General features: G+C 41.1%; 12 protein-coding genes. 3 read left to right on the forward strand and 9 right to left on the reverse strand.

Annotation, left to right across the window (positions count from 1 at the left end):
* Nucleotides 1-14: 14 nt before the first annotated feature.
* The 4 genes from nagB-II to SPUTW3181_RS16060 form a co-directional block, all read right to left on the reverse strand.
* The gene (nagB-II, locus tag SPUTW3181_RS16045) at nucleotides 15-1,013 is read right to left on the reverse strand and encodes a glucosamine-6-phosphate deaminase NagB-II (protein WP_011790354.1); all 999 of its coding nucleotides are present in this window, start codon (nucleotides 1,011-1,013) and stop codon (nucleotides 15-17) included.
* Between the two features lie 17 nt (nucleotides 1,014-1,030).
* Entirely contained in the window at nucleotides 1,031-1,966 is a 936-nt protein-coding gene (gene nagK / locus SPUTW3181_RS16050) for an N-acetylglucosamine kinase (protein WP_041408448.1), read from the reverse strand.
* 221 nt (nucleotides 1,967-2,187) lie between these two features.
* Entirely contained in the window at nucleotides 2,188-4,890 is a 2,703-nt protein-coding gene (locus SPUTW3181_RS16055; protein WP_011790356.1) for a family 20 glycosylhydrolase, read from the reverse strand.
* Nucleotides 4,891-5,144: 254 nt separating this feature from the next.
* Nucleotides 5,145-7,763, reverse strand: coding sequence for a TonB-dependent receptor (locus tag SPUTW3181_RS16060; RefSeq protein WP_011790357.1), 2,619 nt, complete (start codon nucleotides 7,761-7,763; stop codon nucleotides 5,145-5,147).
* A gap of 424 nt (nucleotides 7,764-8,187) precedes the next feature.
* Here SPUTW3181_RS16060 and SPUTW3181_RS16065 point away from each other — a divergent pair, with 424 nt between their 5' ends.
* Nucleotides 8,188-9,204: a LacI family DNA-binding transcriptional regulator gene (locus SPUTW3181_RS16065; protein WP_011790358.1), complete on the forward strand. Its 1,017-nt coding sequence runs from the start codon at nucleotides 8,188-8,190 to the stop codon at nucleotides 9,202-9,204.
* A 63-nt stretch (nucleotides 9,205-9,267) separates the two neighbouring features.
* Here SPUTW3181_RS16065 and SPUTW3181_RS16070 read toward each other — a convergent pair whose 3' ends face one another.
* Together SPUTW3181_RS16070 and glnB are read right to left on the reverse strand one after the other, a co-directional pair.
* Nucleotides 9,268-10,557 carry an NAD(P)/FAD-dependent oxidoreductase gene (locus SPUTW3181_RS16070; protein ID WP_011790359.1) on the reverse strand — a complete coding sequence of 430 codons (1,290 nt, stop codon included), beginning with the start codon at nucleotides 10,555-10,557 and terminating at the stop codon, nucleotides 9,268-9,270.
* 187 nt (nucleotides 10,558-10,744) lie between these two features.
* Nucleotides 10,745-11,083, reverse strand: coding sequence for a nitrogen regulatory protein P-II (gene glnB, locus SPUTW3181_RS16075; RefSeq protein ID WP_011790360.1), 339 nt, complete (start codon nucleotides 11,081-11,083; stop codon nucleotides 10,745-10,747).
* 250 nt (nucleotides 11,084-11,333) lie between these two features.
* On the opposite strand from glnB, the gene SPUTW3181_RS16080 reads away from it, so the two are divergent.
* Both SPUTW3181_RS16080 and SPUTW3181_RS16085 read left to right on the forward strand, forming a co-directional pair.
* The gene (locus SPUTW3181_RS16080; protein WP_011790361.1) at nucleotides 11,334-11,846 is read left to right on the forward strand and encodes a GspH/FimT family pseudopilin; all 513 of its coding nucleotides are present in this window, start codon (nucleotides 11,334-11,336) and stop codon (nucleotides 11,844-11,846) included.
* A 150-nt stretch (nucleotides 11,847-11,996) separates the two neighbouring features.
* Nucleotides 11,997-12,482, forward strand: coding sequence for a GspH/FimT family pseudopilin (locus SPUTW3181_RS16085; protein WP_011790362.1), 486 nt, complete (start codon nucleotides 11,997-11,999; stop codon nucleotides 12,480-12,482).
* Nucleotides 12,483-12,585: 103 nt separating this feature from the next.
* Here SPUTW3181_RS16085 and SPUTW3181_RS16090 read toward each other — a convergent pair whose 3' ends face one another.
* Genes SPUTW3181_RS16090 through SPUTW3181_RS16100 form a run of 3 tightly spaced genes read right to left on the reverse strand, consistent with a single transcriptional unit; the run spans nucleotide 12,586 to nucleotide 16,775 of the window.
* Nucleotides 12,586-12,882 carry a TapY2 family type IVa secretion system protein gene (locus SPUTW3181_RS16090; RefSeq protein WP_011790363.1) on the reverse strand — a complete coding sequence of 99 codons (297 nt, stop codon included), beginning with the start codon at nucleotides 12,880-12,882 and terminating at the stop codon, nucleotides 12,586-12,588.
* Entirely contained in the window at nucleotides 12,879-13,271 is a 393-nt protein-coding gene (locus tag SPUTW3181_RS16095; RefSeq protein WP_011790364.1) for a type IV pilin protein, read from the reverse strand. The genes SPUTW3181_RS16090 and SPUTW3181_RS16095 overlap by 4 nt, the downstream gene beginning before the upstream one ends.
* Before the next feature lie 6 nt (nucleotides 13,272-13,277).
* Complete coding sequence (locus SPUTW3181_RS16100) at nucleotides 13,278-16,775, reverse strand: pilus assembly protein (RefSeq protein WP_011790365.1); 3,498 nt, start codon at nucleotides 16,773-16,775, stop codon at nucleotides 13,278-13,280.
* Nucleotides 16,776-16,778 lie beyond the last annotated feature (3 nt).

The raw sequence follows: 16,778 nt of genomic DNA on the forward strand, positions 1-16,778 counted from the left end.
TAAAGCTAGGCAACTTAAAGCGTTTGGGTTACTTTTTTAAGGCCAGCCGGTTGGTCGGGATCGATACCACGGGCAATCGCAACCGCAGCCACATCGATATAAAAACGTTGTAACAAGGCTAACGGTGCAACACGTGGGTGAATGTCGGTCGAGGTTTGATTCAGGTGCACTAAATCGGCGCCGCGTTGGCTTACGTTTTCAATTTGTTCAATATGGCTAGCATAGGATTCATCGCCAATACAGACATCGACGATAGTGAGTTTTTTCTCAACTAAGGTCACAGGGCCGTGGAGGAACTCGGCGCTGCTGAACGCTTCGGCATGGATTGAGCACACTTCTTTTAACTTAAGCGCGATTTCCTTAGATACCGCATAACCTAAACCACGGCCGAGTACGACTAAGTTCTTCACGTCGGCAACGGATTCTGGCGTGAGTTGTGGCTCAGCATCCACCGCGGTTTGCAGCGCTTGGGGTAAAGACGCTACGGCGCTAGCGAGCGATTCACTCTGGGTCCAAGCGGCGGCGAGTTGTAAAATCGCCGACAAAGTCGCGAGATAACTTTTAGTCGCAGCAACGGCTTTTTCTTCGCCGGCACGTAAAGGCACAACGACATCGACGATATCTTTAATCGGTGCACTTTCATCATTCACTAAGGCAACACAGAAAGCACCGGCATTTTTTGCCATACGCGCCTGCGCCAAAATGTCAGGGCTACGGCCAGATTGTGAAATCACAATGACTAACGCGCCTTCGAGTTTCAAGGTTTTACCATACACACTCGCCACTGAAGGTGCGGCGGCGAAGGTCGGTACACCCGCTTCAACTTCAAATAAGTATTTAGCGAACACTCCCGCATGATCCGATGAGCCGCGACCAACTATCATCACAAAACGGGGGGCGAAGGCGCGCAGTTTCTCACCTAACTGCTGCATGATGTCAGCGTTAGCCTCTAATTTATCCGCGATTTTTTGCGGTGCAGTGCGAGCCTCTTGCTCCATAATAGTGTTTGTCATGTCTTTTACCTTCACATTCAAATACAGGATTTAGCTTCAGTGCCTATGCGCACTGACAACGACTTATTAAATTCTTGCTGGGCGAAATACATAGCGCCGAGTTCGGGGGGGGCTAAGGTTTCTGAAATTTTGGCAACCACATCAGCACCGAGCCAAGCTTGTAAAGGCTCAGCAAGACCACCGATCATCGAAAAACGCACCGGATTTAGGCTAAATAACTTACGTGCCATGTCGCTTATATAGTCCGCTCCTTCTTGTACGATAGCAGTCGCTACAGCATCACCTTCATTGGCACAATCGAGTACGCTTCTGGCTAATGCGGCGTAGCAACTTGAGGACTTTCCGGCTAGATTTTCGACAATGCCTAGCGCATCGGTGACACCAAACTCATTCAACAGCATATCGGTTAATCGAGTTGGTACGGCAAAGCCATCGAGTGCTAACAACACGTGTTCGGCGGCTTTTAATCCAAGCCAAGCACCGCTGCCCTTATCGCCCAAGGCAAAACCATAACCACCAATACTCAAACTGGTATCGCCAACATGGGCATAGCCGCAAGAGCCAGTACCCGTGATGATCACAGCACCATTGGCACCACCGTGGGCACCAATACAAGCCGTATGCAAATCTGTAGTGACATACATAGCAGCAAAAGGATGCTGCCAGTTAGTAACGTCTCGATATAACCGAGGAACATTTACCCCAGCAAGACCGAGGCCCGCCACCAGCAAGTAACTATCACTCTCGTTCATTCCCGCATCCAGCAAGGCGAGGCGAGTCGATGCTTGAATAGATTCAAATGTTTGTGCAAGACCATGCAATGGATTGGCACGTCCAGCAACACCAGTACCTAAAACGGTACCGTCTGCGCAGTAGATGGTGGCTCTACATTTACTGCCGCCCCCATCTACACCTATAAACAGTGGTTGATCTTTTGTCTGGACTAACCCCATGACACCCTCTTCACCTATCATGCAGTGCTACCGTTGCTTATTCTTTATCGTTAAGACTGCATTTAAACTTAGTTAACCCAATGTTATAACAAAGATGACAGCGTTGTCATTTGCTTTTTAAGACAATTTTTCATCTAAAATAAATTTTCTGAAATTACCGACACAGAAAAATAAAAAGGCTGTATTTTATTTTTAAAATACAGCTAGATATAAAAATTTATTTAGTTAACGATTAAACTTCGGCCTTTACGAATACCATCGGCCGCAATGGCTCTGATCTCAATTGGTGCAGTGACCGCCAATCCCACTTGATAAGCTTGCCACTGGCCATTGAGACTACGGTATTCGAGTTTAAGCCCGGGATAGGCGATATTGGCAAACAGTTTACCGTCACGGATCTCAGCGCCGACCGTCGGTACGCGATAATTAATTCCCGCTTTATCTAGCTTGATAAACTCTTTGTGGCCCAAAGTATTCGCGAGTTGTTGCCAATCTTTTGCCTGTGCCTCACGCATGGCTAAGGTAAAAGCTCCGGAGTTTTGGTTATACACAGCGCCTTGATACTGATAAGGCACTTCCCACGCGGCTTGATGCCAAGCACGCTCAGCCAGCATCAACAAACGTGGAAATATCATGTACTCGGCAGTATCGTCACTGCGAATTGTCTCGCTCCAGATCTGCCCTTGAAGGCCGCTAAAAGCTTTGCCTTCTTCCCTTGGACCCGAGACTTTTTTACCCGCCTCATCGAGTTTTATTCTGTCATCTGCTTCGAATGGCTGATGTTGAATATCGGTCCATTGCTCGGCGTTAGCGGCTAAATTATCAGGCATAAAGCTAAAGACTTTATGGCTATTGGTCGCTCGGCTTGCCCAGTAATAACCATGCTCTTTAGGATCGGCCTCATAGGGGAAGTCAAAGTACAACACCTCAGGATTAGAAAGTACGGTTTCCCAGCCGAGATTCGCCTGCTGATTGGCGCGCGAATGACCTTTGTGGGCAATCACATCCCAAATATTAGACTGTACCTTAGCGGGCATATTCTCAGGGCGAACATGGCTCATGCCATCGCTCCATCCCGCTGCTTCAATGCCTTTATTCGCCAACTGATTTGAAATGCGCTCAATAAAGTAAGCGCCTAATTCGTCGATTGATTTCACGCCCTTGTCGTTATTGGCCACAAACGCCAAACACTGGGGCGATTGCTTCCAAGCGCCAGCGGTTTCATCCGCACCGATATGATAACGAGTTAATGGCTGACCGGCGGCTTGATGTAACTTGGCAATCTCATCAATCACTTTATCGACAAACTGATAGGTCGATTCCATGCATACGTTCAGCGTGTTGTCGTCGTAATACTGCACCGAGGAATAAACGGTTTTATCGTCCGCATCCGAAAGTAGATAAGTCTTAGCCTCAGCGGCTTTACCTTCGGCGAGTAACTTACGGTAGCGCGCCTCCATCGACTTAATTGCCGCTCGGCTGTGGCCCGGCATATCCATCGATGGGATCACTTGAACTTGACGCGCCTCAGCATATTTCACTATGTCGATATAGTCTTGTTTAGTATAGAAACCATTAACACTCGACTCCGCAAAAGGGCCACTGCCCAATTGCGGTAACAAACAGGTATTTTCAGCAAGATCATGACAACGTTGACTACCGATGTCGGTCAGCTCAGGTAACCCGTCGATTTCGAGTCGCCAACCTTCATCGTCAGCCATGTGTAAATGCAGTTTATTGAGCTTATAAGCCGCCATTTGGTCGAGCAAATCCAGCAACAATTGTTTGCTGTGGAAATTACGTGCCACATCGATATGCATACCACGAAACGGATAACGTGGACTATCTTCGATCGTCATCGCATTGACTCGCAAGTCTTGCACATCAACCAAACTCGCCAGCGAAGATAGCGCATAGGAAAAACCGGCAGCATCGGCTGCGGCGATGTTGATTTCGTTAGCCTTGATATCGAGCTGATAACTGCCCTCATTGCCCGCACTATGCTGCAATTTAACCGCTAGACCTTGATCGTTTTCAGCCACTCCAAGACGGGCTAAACGCGCTAATGCGGCCGCAACTTGACTTGGCGTCAGCAGTGTTGGATCAAGCTGTTGATAATCAACTTTAATACCCGCAGCTAAAGACACGGCTTTATCGGTGCCATGTACTTGCACTTTTTGCGGCGTAGGAATAATAGCATTAGTCGCTAGTGCAGCATCTTCGCTTACTGCTTGATTATTGATAAATAACCTTGCTGCATCAGCGGGTTGCAATTTATCAGTTTCAGTGCGGCGATATTGCTTCACCATGTCAGTGTAGCCTTCGACATAGGGACGCACTTCTAATTTGGTTTCAGGGTCTTGCACCACCTGAGTACTCGCAATCAATACTGGCGCTAAATGTTCGGCCACTAAGTAGTAATTAGGCATGGCATCAGTTTCTGACAATTGCCATAACTCACCACGGAATCGCAGGGTCTTTTTCACACCTTTGCTAAAACCGGTAAAAGCCGCAGTCGGTGCAATGCGGTATAAGTCGCCCTTTACGTGGGAGATTGTAAATTCATCGCTCTGAACCGATTGCACCGGACGCATTTGGCTGAAGTAAATCGACCAGTCGTGACTGGCAATATCGATTCCCGGCACAAAATCGATTTCGGCCACAAAGCAGCGACCCTCGGCCAGCGCTTTGTTACATTGCTCATCGGGAATATTAGTCACAACACGGTAAGTGGCTGTTAAGGTATCCCCCAATTGCTGCAATTGAGTTTGAGTTAATGCACCTGAAACGGCGTTAACCTCACTGGCAGGCGAGGCATGTGCAGGTTTGGGAGCCTGATTTACTACCTGAGCATCTGGCACATCTGAACATGCAGTCAAACCAAGTGCGACGAGTATAGCGGTCGCGGCAAATGTTTTATTCATGATTATCCTTATCTCATTCCTGAAATGACTACAAACTGGAGAAAGTAACTGATTTCCACTGAGTAAACATTTTATTTAATACTTAAACTTTAGATTTTATATCTCACCCTTATGATTAAATTGTTACTAATTAATTTAGTTGAACTAACACAGCCAATTTTTTACTCATTAAATACAATCAACATACCAACTTTACTCTTTTCATAGTAAAAAAAGCCCAGCAAATGCTAGGCTTCTACATTAAATCAACTTGTTTAAAAGCGTAATGCGAGACCAAGTTTATAACGAGCCTCACCATCGAAGCTCCATACTGGGTAATTATCTTTAAATTCACTGATGACACTAGGTGCATTCACTGGTGAAACACCTTTCTGGATACTATCCTCTTCAAGTAAGTTAACCACTTCAAAGGTCACAGATAAATAATCTGTCACATTATAGTTAGCACTGAGATCTAGTGTTCCATAGGCTTGATGTTCACGGTTGCCATAAAACCCGGGTAATTCACGCATCATATATTCTGAACGCCAGTTATACGCAATACGAGTAGAGAAATTATCCATCTCGTAATAACCAACTAAGTTAACAGTGTGCTTAGACGAATCTGAGAACACGCCTACACGATCTGCATAATTCTCAGCAGGCGATGAAGCATCAGCAAAAGTATAATTCACTGAATAACCTAAACCATTGTCAAAAGAATCCTGCAACTGGAGTTCAATACCATCGATTGAACCACCAGTCGCATTAAAGTTCTCACTCACTGTCCAACAATCGTAAATACCGACACCACATGAACTGCCGCCTGCAATCACTAAATTAGGATCTTCTATACCGATTTCTTGATTTAACTTTTCTCTAGTCGAAATAAATGAGCTTACATCTTTAATAAAATAGGTTGCCGCAAATAAACCTTCACCACTGAAATACCACTCCAAACTTAAATCCGCTTGCGATGCTTTAAAAGGCTGTAAATTAACATTACCAGTTACTTTCTTTTCATTACCAGGCGTTCCATCATTAAAACCGGGTAATTTTGAAGTCGCAAATAAATCAGCATAATTGGGGCGAGAAATAACTTGAGCTGCCGAGGCTCTTAAAATTAAATCACTAGCTAAATCAAATGCAATATTTACGCTTGGCAATACATCGTTATAGCTAGCTTTATCTGTGCTTAATACATCAGCATAAACCCCGCTGTCACTCAATGCATAATAATCAGATTCAACATCTGTAGAAATATATCTTAAACCAAAGTTACCGCGAACACCTTCACTCGCAAATGTCGCCATGGTATATAGCGCTAAATTCTTTTCTTGTAGTGTACCGTACCCTGATTTATCGAGAGTAAAACCATCAATAGCAGCGTAAGCATCATTAATCATGTTATTAAAGATGGGTTTAGGTAAAGTAAAGCCTGCGCCTGATGACATAGTGCCAGAGTAATAGGCTGATGCATCTTTAGCCATTATATTCGATGATAGTGCAGCTTCTGTTGTTTGTGTCACATCATGATCGGCATAGCTAATACCTGATTTAATCGACGTTATGACTCCTAATTCAACAGGGATTGTAATATCAAATGTTGCAAACGCCTCTTCATCCGTATTCGGTTGCTTTTTAAGTGCCCAACCTGCCGTTTCTAGCTGACCATTGAAATCACTTGCATCAAATGAATTATTAGCAATATTGATTTTTATCACATCTCCAGTAGCATCATAAATGCCAGCAAAATCTTCAGGTTTACCGATTGATTGCCCGTAGTTAGATGTAAGATCTGTTCCACCTTCAGCTTTAGTTTTACCAATTCGCCCTTCTAATTTGTAATCATCTGCTTGATAGGTAAAATCTAAATCAATAGTGTCAGAGGACATACTTGCTTTACGAGCCCATGTCTGTGCCCAAGCAAAACCGTCTTTATCTGTATGCTCAACTAAGGTACAAACACCTGCTGCATTTTTCTTAAGGCAAGTATTTTCCCCTCGCTGCGTCGGAAATAAAAAAATTGACGTATTAGCATTATTTGCATCAAGTTGAAGGCTCATGATATTCAGACCAAACTCGAGCGCATCCGTTGGCCGATATTGAAATGCAGCATTTAAAGCCGTACGTTCACGATCTTGCTGGAAAGTTGTTGGAACAATTTCTCCCCAACCGAGCAGAGATTCAATACCATTGCGTTGATATTCAGTTTTATCTAACGAACCTGCCACTAAAAAGCCAAATTTCTCATCTTCTGTTTTCCAGCTATATAAGCCTGAGGTTTGTGGATCAATTTCTTCAGAAACACTACCATAATCCCCCTTAGCACTTAAAAAAACTGAGTTTGCATCCAAATCGAGGGGTTTGCGGGTTTTAACTGTAACTGTGCCACCAATCCCACCTTCAGCAATATCTGCTTGAGATGACTTATTCACTTGAATGCCACCCACAAGTTCAGGGGGAAGTAGACTATAATTGAAGCTACGATCAATGTTTTGTTGATCAAACCAACCTGTTGAAGCAACAGAATGACCATTTAATAACGTACTGGTTAACTGGCTTGAAGCACCACGAATCGATACTTGTTGACCTTGACCAAATTGACGATTAACCGCAACACCAGGAATTCGTCCTAAAGACTCACCCACATCTCCATCTGGAAATTTACCAATATCTTCAGCGGTAACAGCATCAACAACAGCGTCAGAAAAACGCTTATCGTTAACAGATGCCTTCATTGAAGCTCTCATTCCTCGAACTTCAATTTTTTCGATGTTTTCTGGAGCAGCAACTGCATCATTCGCAGCAACTGCGCTGACAGATACAGCACTGCCCAATAGGATAGCAATATTTGTAGCTAGTACACTTTTCTTAAAGGTAGATGGTCGCATCTCGTTTCCCTTCCATAACTTTATTATCGTTTTAGTATTCATAACCATTCCTAGTGGAATGACAACGCTGTCATGTCTGGGTAAACATTACACAATAATCAACATCCTTGCCACAACAAAATAACTAAAGACAATAAAAAATGTCATAATGTAGGATGCTTACATATCTGAATAAAAGTTTTTACTTATAAAACATAATGTTAATATTTACTGTGATTTTACGACTCAACACTCCTTTGTAACAGAATTAAAAATAATGCCAATTTGTAACAATTCAGCATTGCTAAGCCTTCTAAAAGCCCGCACTATAAAGTCACACAAATATAAAGATGGCTACAAAATGTAAGCTTGTAAATCGCTCATAAAGGATTTACGTTCATGGAAATATTAGCCTTTCGGGGCCTTAGACAGAGTTTTTACATCAATGAAAGTCACTATCAACGACGTAGCTAAGTATGCTGGTGTGTCTATTAAGACAGTATCGCGTGTAACCAATAATGAACCATCGGTGAAACAGGCCACTATTGATAGAGTGAATGAAGCGATTAAAGCGCTAAATTATCAGCCTAATCTCGCAGCAAGAAATCTAGCGGGTACGAAATCCTATGCGATTGGTTTTATTTACGACAATCCCAATGCCTACTACATTATTGATATGCAAAATGGCATTTTGTCCGCATGTAAAGATAAAGGATATGAACTTGTAATACATCCTTGTAATGCTAAATCTAACACCATTTGCGAGGAACTCACTGCCCTAGTGAAATATTCAAGACTCGCAGGTCTAGTACTTACACCTCCTCTGTCCGAAGATCCAAAAGTATTAAAAGCACTGAGTGATATTGATGCAAATTATGTCCGCATCATTGCAGGTGAAGATGAAAAATCTCAGGATGGACTCACTATACTAGTCAATGATAAATTCGGAGCGATTGAAATCACCCAACATTTAATTGATTTGGGTCATAAAAAAATCGCATTTTTGAGTGGTGATTTACACCATGAATCGACTAAAGAGCGCTTACTTGGTTATAAACAAGCATTAACAAAAAACCATTTAGTTTTGAATGAAGATTACATAATTGAAGGAAAATACTCATTTGAATCCGGTGTTGAAGGCGCTAACAAGCTAATCAAGCTAGCAACTCGTCCAACAGCTATCGTCGCCTGCAACGATGAAATTGCTGCTGGAGCACTTTTTTCCGCTCGTTTAGCAGGATTAGATATCCCGACTGATCTTTCAATTGTAGGTTTTGAAGACAGCCCATTTTCACGTCAAACTTGGCCGAAACTCACCACTGTACATCAACCTAACTCAGAAATAGCACAAGTGGCGACAAAATTGTTAATTGCAAATCGCCGAGAACAAGATGCAAAGTTTGCCAGAGTATTCACTCCAGAACCTGTGATAAGAGACTCATCGACCATACCAAAGACGTAAATCACCTAGTACCAAATAAAACAGAGCCCAATCGAGCTCTGTTTTATTTGGTTCATCACACAGTTAGTGCAATTTAAGCTTTGGTCGCTGCCATTTCAATAGCTTTTGCGCAACTCGATAGACTATCGCCGAAAACCACCCATATAAACTTGCTAAATGTCTCTGATATAGCGAAATATACATAATTCTCGCAATATGTCCTTCCACAAAGAAAGTGCCTGAACGTAGATTACCCATTAAATTACCCACCGCAGAAAACCGACTCAAGGAAACCAGCGAGCCATAATCTTTATAAACAAAGGGTTTTTCTGGCTTATCTTGTAACCGGTTAACAATATTATCAAATAACGTGTCTGCCATTTGCGCTGCTGCTTGGGCCCTTGGAGGAACAGGCTGTCCAGAGTCTTGAATTAATAAGGCACAATCACCTAGGGCATAAATATCTATCTGCCCTTTAACTCGCATACAAGCATCAACCTCCACTTGATTGCGTGGAGTAATAGGTAATTTAGTAAAGTTTTGAAAGGCTTTAGGCCCTTTTACACCAGCGGCCCATACTTTTAAACCCGCTTCAATCACATCGCCATCTTGGGTGATAAAACCCTCACGGGTCACTTCTTTAACTTGCACACCAATATGTAAACGTATACCAATTTTATCCAAAACAGCCTGCGCCCTTGCGCTAACACGTTCAGATAATTGGGGGAGAATTTTAGGTGAGGCTTCAATGAGATGCACATCAAGATGATTCTTAGATATGTTAAGATAACCATATTCTTTAACAGACTCAATGACATGATGAAGCTCAGCAGCTAATTCAACTCCCGTGGCCCCAGCACCAACAATGCCGATACTGACTCTTTCTTGAGTTTCATTTAACTGCAGTAAAGCATCGAGTAGTTTATGATGAAATAGATTGGCATTTTCTAAACTATCGAGAAATATACAATGTTCCTCTGCACCTAATGTATTAAAGCTATTAGAAACACCACCTAATGCAAGCACCAAAAAATCATACTCTATTGGACGTGGGTCTAATAGTAATTCCCCATCATCGTTATAGACCGCGGCCAATTGGATAGTTTTAGTATCAGGATCGCATTGCTCAATCTCACCACGAATATAACGGTAGCCATTTTTAAGCCCATGATCACGATAAAGCAGTCCTTCGATAGATTGATCTATTACTCCAACAGCCACTTCATGTAATTTAGGCTTCCATATATGGATAGGACTTCTGTCAATCAAGCACACATCAATGATATCACTACCACCCCATTTACGGCCTAACTTAGATGCAAGAGCCAAACCAGCAGCACCACCACCAACGATCACTATTCTTTTCGTAGTCACAACGACAACCTCGTAACCTATTCGCGTCGCTAAGTTATACCATGTTACAGATAAGAGATAACTACATTAGTGAAGCAACCATTCTAATTTCCATTAAAGATATTTCAGAAAAGTCAGCACCATATGTAACTACCGCGAATTCATTGTATAAAAAAGGGCCGTGAGGCCCTTTAATATCTAAAATGGATTATACGGCTTCTTCATTCTCTTCGCCCGTACGTATCCGAATCACACGCTCAACATCTGAGACAAAAATCTTACCATCCCCAATTTTGCCAGTCCGAGCGGTTTCAACAATGACATCAATAGCTTGATCAACCAAATCATCTTGGATCACCAACTCAATCTTCACCTTAGGTAAAAAATCTACCATATATTCAGCACCACGATACAACTCTGTATGCCCTTTCTGACGACCAAAACCTTTGACTTCGAGCACCGTCATCCCAGTAATGCCTATCTCTGCAAGTGATTCACGCACATCATCTAATTTAAAAGGCTTAATAATGGCTTCAACTTTTTTCATCAAAAACTCCTCATCCCTTGCATCAACATAAACAAACAGAATAGCACTAGCTTACACGGGCTTACGTTAATATTGAAGTGAATGTCATGCTTTACTCATAAAACACAGTTTCTACAAAAATCGCTTTTAGCACATAAAAGTCTAAAAAAAATTTAATGATTATCTGGTCAGATTTTATACTTACTACTTAAGTTATCACTTAATCAACTCGCTCGCGGGATGCTAAGCGTAATTAAGACAAGGATATGTCATGCATACTCATCAAAAAGGTTTTAGCTTGATTGAGCTTATTACTACCCTATCCATTTCAACCATCTTACTGACAGTAGGAGTACCTTCATTAAACGATATTTATACCAGACATCGAGTTGATAGCAGTATTCGCAATATTCAACAAACGATCCAACTTGCACGGAATCAAGCAATTTCATTCAATAGGAAAATCACTGTTTGTGCACTCATTGACGACAAGTGTTCGCAAAACTGGCAGGTAGGCCTCACCATCTTTGTAGATACTAATGAAAATAATCAACTCGATAATGATGAAAAAACACTCTTTAAAACTAATGCGTTTTATTCCAAAGATATAGTTAAATGCAATCGTATAGCGATACGTTTTCAACCTGATGGATTGGCATCAGGGACAAATGCGACACTTAAATATTGCCCAGGATCAGCAACCAGCCCCTATGCGAGAGCGGTTATTGTCAACCAAGCTGGACGCGTCCGGTTCTCCACTGATAGCAACATAAATTGTAGCTAATCAAACATAAATTGATATAAAGCTCATCACTAGTTATTTAACTATATTTATTTAAATATCAAAAGATAGAATTTAGAAGAGTAAGTTAGATATGCTGAAAATAGCCATATTATCGCTTATACTAAACAAAGTATTTGCGAGGATTAACTTATGCTAAAAAATTTTACTGGTTTTACTTTAGTTGAATTGATGGTGACCATTGCCGTTGCGGCAATATTATTAAGCATAGGATCACCATCATTAATATCACTTTATGAGTCAACACGTGTTGATAATAATATCAGAAAAATCAATGACACCTTAGTATTTGCCCGAAACCAAGCCATCAATTATGGTAACGCTGTGACTGTATGTGCATATGAATCGGAGTCAAGTTGTAAAGCAGGAACTGATTGGAGCACTGGAATTCGAATATTTTCAACTGCAGATAGCACAAAATCCTTGCGAGTAATTGAAGGGTTTCACTCCTCTGATATAGTGAAATCCTCTGTAGAAACAATTACCTTCTCAACAGATGGATTAGCCACTGGTGGCAGCATTATTTATTGTGCTAATGCAAAAGCCTCTTCCGCTAAAGGAGTAATCGTTAATATTGGTGGATTAATCGCCTATGGTGAAACAGGTATAAGTTGCTAAAAAGCGATATTAAGGCATCTACACATCTCTTATAGTTGTGAAATGATACGACTTAAAATTATTACACTCTACGCTGATACAAATATAAAATAGAATCAATACGTTACCTTGGTGTTTTTTTGTCTAGCTCTTGACTTTTTTCATTACTAAATTCATCACCTAAAGGAACACACTCAACAACATCTTGAATAAAATGCTTGCGCCCTAAATTATCCGTCAACTGTTTGCTCGGTAACTTAGCCATATTAAGTTGAGCTTTGCTCGATTCCCAACGATAAAAAGCTATCTGTTCACTTTGAGCAAAAGTGATATGGCACTTGTAATCCTGAATCATATCAATTGAAGCGGCATCTACCAGTAATGGCACTGAAATAAATATGAGCACAATAGGCTTAATCATTTCCAACACTCCTCAGATGGCCCTTTAACACCGATATCTGTTAATGTGATAGTTGCACAAACAGAATCCCGACTCGCCTGACTTCCCTTCGCAGTCGCCGTAATTTTAAAACTACTCGTCCCTTCAGAAGAGAGACTATAATGTCCATGTTCAGTGATGAACGGGCTTGCAGATAACCCTAACTTAGTCATATCTGTAGCATAAGCCTTATTATCTAAGTAATACTGTTCCTGTAAGTTAGCAACTCGCATCACTGCTGCAACGCCTTCAGAACGGCCACTTTTAGTAACGTATTCAATATAAGATGGATAAGCAATCGCCGCTAGAATTCCGACTATCGCAACGGTAATCATTAACTCTATTAGCGTAAAACCTCTGGCGATCTTCATTCAATATCACTCATTAATATGGTAGTAAATTTTATTAGCGCCCAAGCCGCTACCTAACTCAATCGTACCTTTACATTCACCATTTTCACACTCACCTTTACCAACACCGATGATATATGCTTTAACCTCCTCACCGTCCTCAGGTTTTGGAATGACGATTTGAGGTGTATCAGGTACCCGCTCACCAACCTCATAATAAACCTGATTATAGGTACGAGTGCCCTTATGTAAATCAAATACATATAATCGCCCTTGACCAGAAAAACCACAAACGCCGGCATCTAAATCTACCGCTTGATTTGTGGGGGGCACAAAGGATGTAAAATAAACTTTGCCATCAAAAATAAGTGAAGCAGATAAGCTTTTTTCTCCGTTGGCAGTAAAATCGTAATACCAGCCCCTCGTTTTACCAAAAGCAACATTATCTGACTCACTAACTGGGGAACTACTGCTAACGTCGTAAAGATCGTTAATGGTTAGTACTGAAGGTTTTTCTTCAAAAATTTGCGTGACAACATTTCTATCTTGAAAGACATAAAACATATCGTTTGTCGTCATATCTAAAGGATGGTTGCGGTTTCCTGTTCCTATAGTGACCGCATCATAAGGTATTTTTTGATAACTTAAGACACCACTCTCTGAATGAACATTATTAAATTGAGTTTGTGCGACGACAGGCTCAGCAAAGAACATTCGATTGTTAGGGGACTCACCCGCAATGGAAGCAAATTTAAAAATAGTCCATTCACTTTGAGTCGTGCTAGCCAAATCAATACGCCATACATTACCCGTAATATCACTGGCATATATACGATCCGTTGCACCATCGTTGTCACTGTCTAGCACTGCCACTTTGGTAACAACACTCCCCATATCGTCAGCAGTAAATTTAGTGATAAATGCACCAGTATCCGCATTAACAATATAAACTGCAGCACCAGAACCATCAGATGATGCCATTCCCCCACCGAATATCAATATAGGGTCCTTGACTCCGGGAATGTAAGTCACTACAGGTTCAGACCATGTTTGGCCTAGATCCTCAAAGGAAGTGCTATCCGAGTTAATCATCCATTTAAATGTTGGGGCATCAGCGGCTGTAATATCTAAAGCGTAGTAGGATGCACCGCCACTTCGCATACCTAAATACACCCAAGCCTTAGTGAGCTTACCTGTTGTATCGCTTTCAGTGTATGCCACAGGTGATAGATCCATACCGTATATTGAATGCACCCCGGTCGCTGGATTTTGCCTTAATAGCGGAATATTGCCCCAAAGTTCATTAGGAATAAATGCCCATGACTCCTCAACAGAACCCACACTATAATCATTATTACCTGTATCTGAATCCTTAAACATATGCACTAACCCTTGGTTAGTGCCCACAAGAATCCGTACATCCAAATTTGTTGTACTACCATAATTGATAGCTAAGGGTTTAGAGTGAAGTGGATCGCCCATAACGTCTTCTCTAGCGTCTGATGTATTGTTGTTGTTATTTTCATCATCAACATCCACACCATATAACCAATCAAAATCCGCCTGAGAATGCCCTGAGATAAAAGAAGAACTGGAAAAATTAATCAAACTTGAACCATTATTGGTATAAATAGTTCGATTTTTAAGCTTAGCTCTCAACGAAGGTAAGACTCCTCCAAAAAGAACTTTATTACCATCATTTGATTCGGAGCAAGTATTCCAATATGTGCAAACATCATTTGCAATATTACCATTTGAATCAATTGCTTTATTATTTCCACCAGGGCCTACAATTTCGCCTGCCGCATTGACTTTTAGTTTTTTAAGATTACCACTCCATCGAGGTCCATTGCCGGGTAAAAACATTGCATAATATGCTGAATTATAGGTTTGAGTCTTATCAAAGTTATTACTCGCAATACTTGGCGAGGTAAAAGATGAATCTATTGTCAAAATTGATTTCAAAGCATCTTCTAACGCTGAAACTAAATCGAGCCCATTTTTAGCGACATAATATCCCTTAGAGATATTATTACTTCCACGAGGATTCCCTCCCCTAAAAGCAGTCTCTTCTAACAGAGCTGCGGCCTCATCTGCACCATCAGAAAAACCGATAGTAAACACCCGTATATTTTGTTTATTATCAACACCTAAAGAGTCTTTATTTCCAATAACAATATCATTGTTATACATATAAGCAGCGAGTGCAGGCATGTAGCTTGTTTCTGTCTTATTTCCAGCATTAGTAAACGAGAATGCAGCATAGTTAGCAGCTTGGTTTTTGGCGTTTGCAACTAAACCATTAATAAGCGTATCTGCCGATTTATCTAATGTTGGCGCGCCATCGGTAATATAGATAATATAAGCGGTATCGGGACATTTTTTAAATGGCGTCGTATAACTCCCAGAGGTTAATATACTTGGAGGATTATTTGGAGTATATCCATCAATTTTATTATTCCCTGTGCCATTTTTATCTTTATTGCCAAAAGTCACTTGCCCACCACTAAAGTACTGATATGCTTCATAAAGTGTTTCGCAAAGTGGTGTATTAGTTTTTGCTGGCATATTTTTAATAAGTGAAGTCAGATTCACTTTATTAATGCTGTTCATCTCAGTTAGATCATAAACGATTCGACCACCGTCAGCATCACCCTCATTAGGGTAATTTAAATTAAAAATTGCAAGTCCAGCATCAATAGGAATTGCTAGCGATTCTAGTGCAGAAATCAACGCACTTTTGGCAACATCAAGCCGAGTACCTACACCACCACTACTTTTACCTTCTTCTGTTGTCGTCGCCCATTTATGCCAAACAAGATAATGTGCACTATATAAGGTAACAGGCTGACCAGAACCAAATTGAGTATTACTCAAACTCGACAAACGATCTGCTTCACCACTCCCTGTGGTATACATTGATTTATTATTTATTGGATATCCATTTTTAAAAGCTACACCTTTTAGTTTTCCTGGATTAACAGGGTCTCCATTAAGAATATCTTCATAACAATCCACTATATCATTCTGATTAAATCCATTATTATCCGCTAGATTATTCCAAGTATTTCGGTTGCTGCTAAACTCTCGTAAATAACCTGTATAACGTCCTTTATCCACTAATGCTTTTGCTGCTGTATTACAGTTATTATTATCTAAATAGAAGCGTCGAGCATCATTAGGCTTATCCGGTGTTGGCATATTATTAGTATTATCTATACCACCCGCATTCCAATAGGTCCCTTTATTATTGATATAACCAGAATAACCCGAGAGGAAATTATCAAATCCAGTAGGATAACTACAAGTCCCCGCAGCTTTACCTGCTTCAGAACAGTAAGACGTCACGGCATTCTCTTCAATTGTCGACATGCTGCCAGAGTTATCGAAAATAAATAACACTTGTGGTCGCTTACCTGAACGGACTGTAGAATCAATAAGATATAGTTCAGTATCATCGGCATATACTGCATCTAACATAATAATTAATGCAGTCAAAAGACCTATTAAGCACTTATTTAACATGAT

The organism is Shewanella sp. W3-18-1, assembly GCF_000015185.1.
Lineage (GTDB): Bacteria > Pseudomonadota > Gammaproteobacteria > Enterobacterales > Shewanellaceae > Shewanella > Shewanella putrefaciens.

Excerpts from the sequence above, each read along its gene's own strand:
- nagB-II (WP_011790354.1), bottom strand. The coding sequence starts at position 1,013 with ATGACAAACACTATTATGGAGCAAGAGGCTCGCACTGCACCGCAAAAA.
- nagK (WP_041408448.1), bottom strand. The coding sequence starts at position 1,966 with ATGGGGTTAGTCCAGACAAAAGATCAACCACTGTTTATAGGTGTAGAT.
- SPUTW3181_RS16055 (WP_011790356.1), bottom strand. The coding sequence starts at position 4,890 with ATGAATAAAACATTTGCCGCGACCGCTATACTCGTCGCACTTGGTTTG.
- SPUTW3181_RS16060 (WP_011790357.1), bottom strand. The coding sequence starts at position 7,763 with ATGCGACCATCTACCTTTAAGAAAAGTGTACTAGCTACAAATATTGCT.
- SPUTW3181_RS16065 (WP_011790358.1), top strand. The coding sequence starts at position 8,188 with ATGAAAGTCACTATCAACGACGTAGCTAAGTATGCTGGTGTGTCTATT.
- glnB (WP_011790360.1), bottom strand. The coding sequence starts at position 11,083 with ATGAAAAAAGTTGAAGCCATTATTAAGCCTTTTAAATTAGATGATGTG.
- SPUTW3181_RS16080 (WP_011790361.1), top strand. The coding sequence starts at position 11,334 with ATGCATACTCATCAAAAAGGTTTTAGCTTGATTGAGCTTATTACTACC.
- SPUTW3181_RS16085 (WP_011790362.1), top strand. The coding sequence starts at position 11,997 with ATGCTAAAAAATTTTACTGGTTTTACTTTAGTTGAATTGATGGTGACC.
- SPUTW3181_RS16090 (WP_011790363.1), bottom strand. The coding sequence starts at position 12,882 with ATGATTAAGCCTATTGTGCTCATATTTATTTCAGTGCCATTACTGGTA.
- SPUTW3181_RS16095 (WP_011790364.1), bottom strand. The coding sequence starts at position 13,271 with ATGAAGATCGCCAGAGGTTTTACGCTAATAGAGTTAATGATTACCGTT.
- SPUTW3181_RS16100 (WP_011790365.1), bottom strand. The coding sequence starts at position 16,775 with ATGTTAAATAAGTGCTTAATAGGTCTTTTGACTGCATTAATTATTATG.